At 62.2% G+C, this 5,184-nt stretch carries 3 protein-coding genes; 1 reads left to right on the top strand and 2 read right to left on the bottom strand.

Features of this window, described 5'->3' with window-relative positions:
- Window positions 1-70: 70 nt before the first annotated feature.
- Window positions 71-1,444, bottom strand: coding sequence for a DUF7986 domain-containing protein (locus SAB01S_RS17815; RefSeq protein WP_062734668.1), 1,374 nt, complete (start codon window positions 1,442-1,444; stop codon window positions 71-73).
- Window positions 1,445-2,014 carry a recombinase family protein gene (locus SAB01S_RS17820; RefSeq protein ID WP_013849886.1) on the bottom strand — a complete coding sequence of 190 codons (570 nt, stop codon included), beginning with the start codon at window positions 2,012-2,014 and terminating at the stop codon, window positions 1,445-1,447.
- Window positions 2,015-2,154: 140 nt separating this feature from the next.
- Here SAB01S_RS17820 and SAB01S_RS17825 point away from each other — a divergent pair, with 140 nt between their 5' ends.
- A complete protein-coding gene (locus SAB01S_RS17825) occupies window positions 2,155-5,124 on the top strand; it encodes a Tn3 family transposase (RefSeq protein WP_062734670.1) in 2,970 nt (989 codons plus the stop codon).
- The last annotated feature ends 60 nt before the right edge of the window (window positions 5,125-5,184 follow it).

Below are 5,184 nucleotides of genomic sequence, written 5' to 3' on the forward strand. Positions count from 1 at the left end.
GGAGGGCATCGCGTGGAAGGTACGCCAGACAACGCTAAGCGAGAACATTTCAAGAACCGTATGATGGCCGTTACCGCCGGAGGTCGCTAAGCCCCAGTTCTTCCCACATCCATGTAAAGTCATAGGTGCCCATCGGATCGGCGGTGCCCGATTTTGCCGCGCCATTTTCGATATATTTGAGCCAGTCGGCTACCTTTACCCGCCCCGCCTTTGTACAGGCCAGAACGCGTGGCGTCTTGTGGCTGAGGGCTGGGACCGGCTCATCGAGCGTTTTCGTATATTCACGGGTCAGCATATCGTGAACGATGCGCTCCATTTCATGCGGTGGAATATCCAGCGCCTCGTCCTGTGGCGTGCGGGCGGCATCGTCGGCCATAACCTGATCGAGCGTCCGGATTTCGGCCATAGGCGCGCTCACGCAATCACCAAGCCATTCGCCCATCTGGGTAATTGCTCGCTCCGCGCGGGCGGCACTGTTTACCTCGACGATCAGCTTGCGCCCTGCCAGTTCCACATTGGCAAAAACCGGCGTGCCGTCATCCATGGTCGTGACGAAGGCCCGCTTGCCTTTGGTCGCTTGCGGCTTCTTGTTCTTCGTCGCTGGTGCCAGCCAGTTCCAGAAACTGTCGCTGGCAGGTTCCAGCCATTGTGCCGCGTTCAGCCTTCGGATCAGGCTCTTGCCGACCACGCCTTTCGCCAGCGGAAAAACGATACGGTGGAACACCAGGTCATCGCCGTCGGCGTTGACCATATCCGGCGCGCTGCCGGGCATGGCCTTGCCCAGACAGTCGAGCAGCCACATGTTCGTGAACATCGGTCCCGATGCTCCCAGAAGCGCGTCCCGATCGGACGGGTCCAATTCCGCAGTGTCCTGAGTTTCGTCGGCAAGTCGGGAAAATGCATCGACCACTCGCACGGCGCCCTCAGCGCTGAACGGCAACAGCGCTCCGGAAATGCCATGGCGCCCGTTCACGTCGACAACCCTTGCGGCGATCTTGTCCCAGTTGACCAGGGTCTGGGTTGCACCGTGTTCGCGCACCGTCACCGGAGCAACGTCGCGCAGCAGATCGCGCAAGGTCATCGACTGACCAGGCACGACTTCGCTGACCTCATAGAGCGACATGACCGTATCGCGTAACGCGCGCATATAGGCCTTGTTCGGCGCCTTTTCGTTCCAGCCCCGGCGCTTGAGATAGTCATCGACCAGATTGCGACCGTCGGGTTCCAGTTCCTGCGTAAGCAGATCTTCAAAGGCGCAGCCCCATAGCGGCCCTTGCCAGTGATCGCCAATTATCTCGAATATGGCGTCAGGCTCGAGTCCGGTCGCTTCGCTCGCCGGATCGAGATGCGCGGACAGCATTTCGGCCAATGCCTCATCCCATGGCGCGCGATCCGCATATTTCATCAGGCCGGAAAGATCGTGAGCCGATTTCGATCTGGACATTCAGATGGGCCTTTCCACGCCGAGGCGGCGCATTTCTCGATAGATGGTCGATCGGCCGATGCCGAGTTGTCGTGCTGCTTCTGTCGGCGAGATGCTCGCTTCGACCAGTTTGATGGCGGCATGTACCTTGGACATGTCGAGCGGCTGACGGCCGGGCAACTTGCCTTTGGCGCGCGCGGCGGCGATCCCATCCCTGGTTCGCTCGGAGATCAGTCTCCGCTCGAAATGGGCGATGGCCCCGAACACATGGAAGATGAGTTCGCCGGCGGCCGACGATGTGTCGATCTTTTCCTCAAGACTCAGGAGCGCGATGCCCTGGCCGCGTAGCGTCTCGACCGTGGTGAGCAATTCGGCGAGCGAGCGCCCAAGCCGATCGAGGCGGACCACCGCCAGCGTGTCGCCCTTGCGGGCATAGGCGATCAGTTCGGCCAGACCGGGCCGCTCCATGCTCTTGCCCGACATGACGTCGGTGAACACCTTGATCGCGCCGGCCTCCTCCAGACGCATGGTCTGTCCAGCCACGTCCTGATCGCCGGTGCTGACGCGGGCATAACCCAGAATATCGCCCATCCCGTGCGTCTCCCAAACGGTCGTTCTGTGGACGATCTGAAGGGCGATCGCTTCGCCCCATCCATATCCGTCCACATACTATGTCTCTTTACTCATGGCTGTCCATAGGCCCAGATGACCTTTTGTGGACGGGAATCGGAATGACGAAGCGTAAGCATCAACTCCTGACCGAGAGCGAACGCGATCAGATCCTCGCCATCCCGAGCGAGCGCGACCATCTAGCCCGGCTCTACACCTTCGAGCCTTCGGACATCGAGATCATCGGCGCACGACGGGAGCGACGGAACCAGTTGGGTGTCGCGCTGCAACTCGCGCTCTTGCGGCACCCGGGCATCACACTGGCGCAGTTGATACAGGACAAGGGAGCGATACCCCATGATCTCGCCGCCTTCGTCGCGGAACAACTTGGTCTACACGTAACCGACCTGGCCAACTATGCAGCGCGGGATCAGACGATGACGGACCATGCCCGCGAGCTGGCGATGCGAGCGGGCCTTCGTGGACCAACCCGCGCCGACATTCCCTTCATGATCGAAGCGGCCGCGAAAACGGCATGGGCGACCGACAAGGGGATGACGATAGCGATCGGCGTTGTCACCGCCCTTCGCGAGGCCCGGATTCTACTGCCGTCCATCTCCACCATCGAACGCGCCAGTAGTGCGGGACGCGCGCGTGCCCGCAAGCAGGCTGCCTACGCCCTGATCGCTGATCTTAGCGCCGAACAGGTCCACGCCCTCGACCAGGTCTTTGACGACGCCGGCGGCATGAGCCAACTCGCTTCGCTCAAGACCATTCCCGTTGCGGCCAGGCCCGATCACATCCGCCAGATTCTCGACCGCCTGCGGCAAGTGCGGAAGATCGGCATCTCCCCGGACGTGGCTGGCCGCATCCATGCCGACCGATTTCGGCAATATGTCAGGGAAGGCCGCGCTTCGCCTGCCTATATGATCGAGCGATATATTCCCTCCCGACGGCGCGCTACGCTGGTTGCGTTCCTGCTCGACCTCGAGGAACGACTGACCGACAGCGCCTTGGAGATGGCGGACAAGCTGATCGGCAGCATCTTCACCCGCGCGAAGAACGCCCAGGCGCGCAGCTATGCCACCACGTCAAAGAATGTGGCGCGGCTGATGCTGATCTTTCGCAGGACAATCGACGCATTGACCGATGCGGTCGATACCGGCGAAGATCCAATGGAGGCCCTGGACGCATCGGTCGGGTGGAACACCCTCCTGAAGGCGAGGCCAGAAGTGGCGACAATCGCGGAAACCGCCAACCTTGATCCGCTGACGGTGGCGGCCGACCGCTATGCGACGTTGCGCAAGTTCGCCCCCGACCTGCTTGAGGCGCTCCAGTTCAGGGCCGGAAAGGGCAGTGCAAAAACGATCGCCGCCATCGAGATGCTGCGCGACCTCAACAGGTCGGGCAAACGCGATCTGCCTGCCGACGCTCCGATGCCCTTCCGCAAGGAATGGCGGAAAATCGTCGTGGGCGATGACGGCAAGATCAACCGGCGTCTCTGGGAAATCGCGACGATCGCGCATCTGCGCAACAAGCTGCGTTCCGGGGATGTCTGGGTGGAGCGATCGGCAGGATACCGCCGGTTCGACAGCTACCTGCTCAGCGAACCCCAGGCGAAGCCGATCGTGTCGGCTCTCGGTCTGCCACCCACAGCCGGCGAATGGCTCGAACAGCGGGGCCGCGAACTTGACTGGCGGCTTAAGAAATTTGCCCAGCGCCTGAAGCGCGACGCTCTGGAGGGTGTGCGATATCGCGACGACCGCCTCCAGATATCCCCCGTTCGCACGATCGCGACGCCCGACGCCGAAGCGCTGGCCGACCGGCTCGATGCCATGATGCCACGCATCCGCATCACCGAGCTACTGCATGAGGTGGCGCAGGAAACCGGCTTTCTTGCGGCGTTCACCAACCTGCGTACCGGCGAGCCGTGTCCCAATGAAAACGCGCTGCTCGCCACGATCCTCGCCGATGCGACCAATCTCGGCCTGTCGCGCATGGCGGCGGCGAGTCAGGGCGTCACGCGCGATCAGCTCCTCTGGACCCATGACGCCTATATCCGCGACGACAGCTACCGCGCGGCGCTGGCCCTCCTCATCAACGCGCACCACCGCCTGCCATTCTCACGAGTATGGGGCGACGGCACCACGTCCAGTTCCGATGGCCAGTTCTTCAGGGCCGCGAAGCGCGGCGCGTCGGGCGGCGATATCAACGCCCGCTATGGCGTCGATCATGGCTTCAGCTTCTACACCCATAATTCTGATCAGCGCGCGCCCTACCACGTCAAAGTGATCTCGGCCGCGACGCATGAGGCGCCCTATGTCCTCGACGGCCTCACCAGCCACGGCACCGATCTCAGGATCGTCGAGCATTACACCGACACCGGCGGGGCGACCGATCATGTCTTCGCCCTGTGCGCGATGCTGGGATTTCGCTTCTGCCCGCGCCTGCGCGACTTCCCCGACAGGCGGCTCGCGCCGATCGCGCCGGTCACGGCCTATCCGTCCATCACCCCGCTGTTGGGCAAGCGTATCCGCACCGACATCATCGGTGAGCAATGGGAAGACGTGCTGCGCCTCGTAGGGTCGATCAAGGCCGGCCATGTCGCGCCATCGGTCATGCTGCGAAAGCTCGCTGCCTACGAACGGCAGAACCAGCTCGATGTCGCGCTACAGGAAATCGGCAAGATCGAGCGGACGCTGTTCATGCTGGACTGGCTAGAAAATCCCGATCTGCGCCGGCGATGCCATGCCGGTCTCAACAACAGCGAGCAGCGCCATGCCCTGACGCAGGCGATCTACACATTCCGCCAGGGCCGCATCATCGACCGCAGCCACGAGGCGCAGCAATATCGGGCGTCCGGCCTCAATCTGCTCGTCGCCGCGATCGTCTATTGGAACACGATCTACATGGATGCCGCCGCCCAGCATCTACGATCAACATCGGTCGCGGTGCCTGATGATCTACTCGCCCATACGTCCCCAGTAGGTTGGGAGCATATTGCTTTCTCGGGCGATTTCCTCTGGGATCGAGCAGCCGCTTCCGCTGGCCGCAAGGCCCTCAATCTGCCGCCGGATAGCCGCGCCGCCTAAGCGTTCGCTGATTGTTCGCCCTTAGCGTTGTTTAGCGTACCATCCACGCTATGCCCTCAA

Origin of the sequence: Sphingobium abikonense NBRC 16140, from assembly GCF_001598335.1 — a bacterium.
Classification (GTDB): domain Bacteria; phylum Pseudomonadota; class Alphaproteobacteria; order Sphingomonadales; family Sphingomonadaceae; genus Sphingobium; species Sphingobium abikonense.

What these genes read in the sequence shown, in the direction of transcription:
- SAB01S_RS17815 (WP_062734668.1), bottom strand. Translation starts at nt 1,444, where the DNA reads ATGTCCAGATCGAAATCGGCTCACGATCTTTCCGGCCTGATGAAATAT.
- SAB01S_RS17820 (WP_013849886.1), bottom strand. Translation starts at nt 2,014, where the DNA reads ATGGGCGATATTCTGGGTTATGCCCGCGTCAGCACCGGCGATCAGGAC.
- SAB01S_RS17825 (WP_062734670.1), top strand. Translation starts at nt 2,155, where the DNA reads ATGACGAAGCGTAAGCATCAACTCCTGACCGAGAGCGAACGCGATCAG.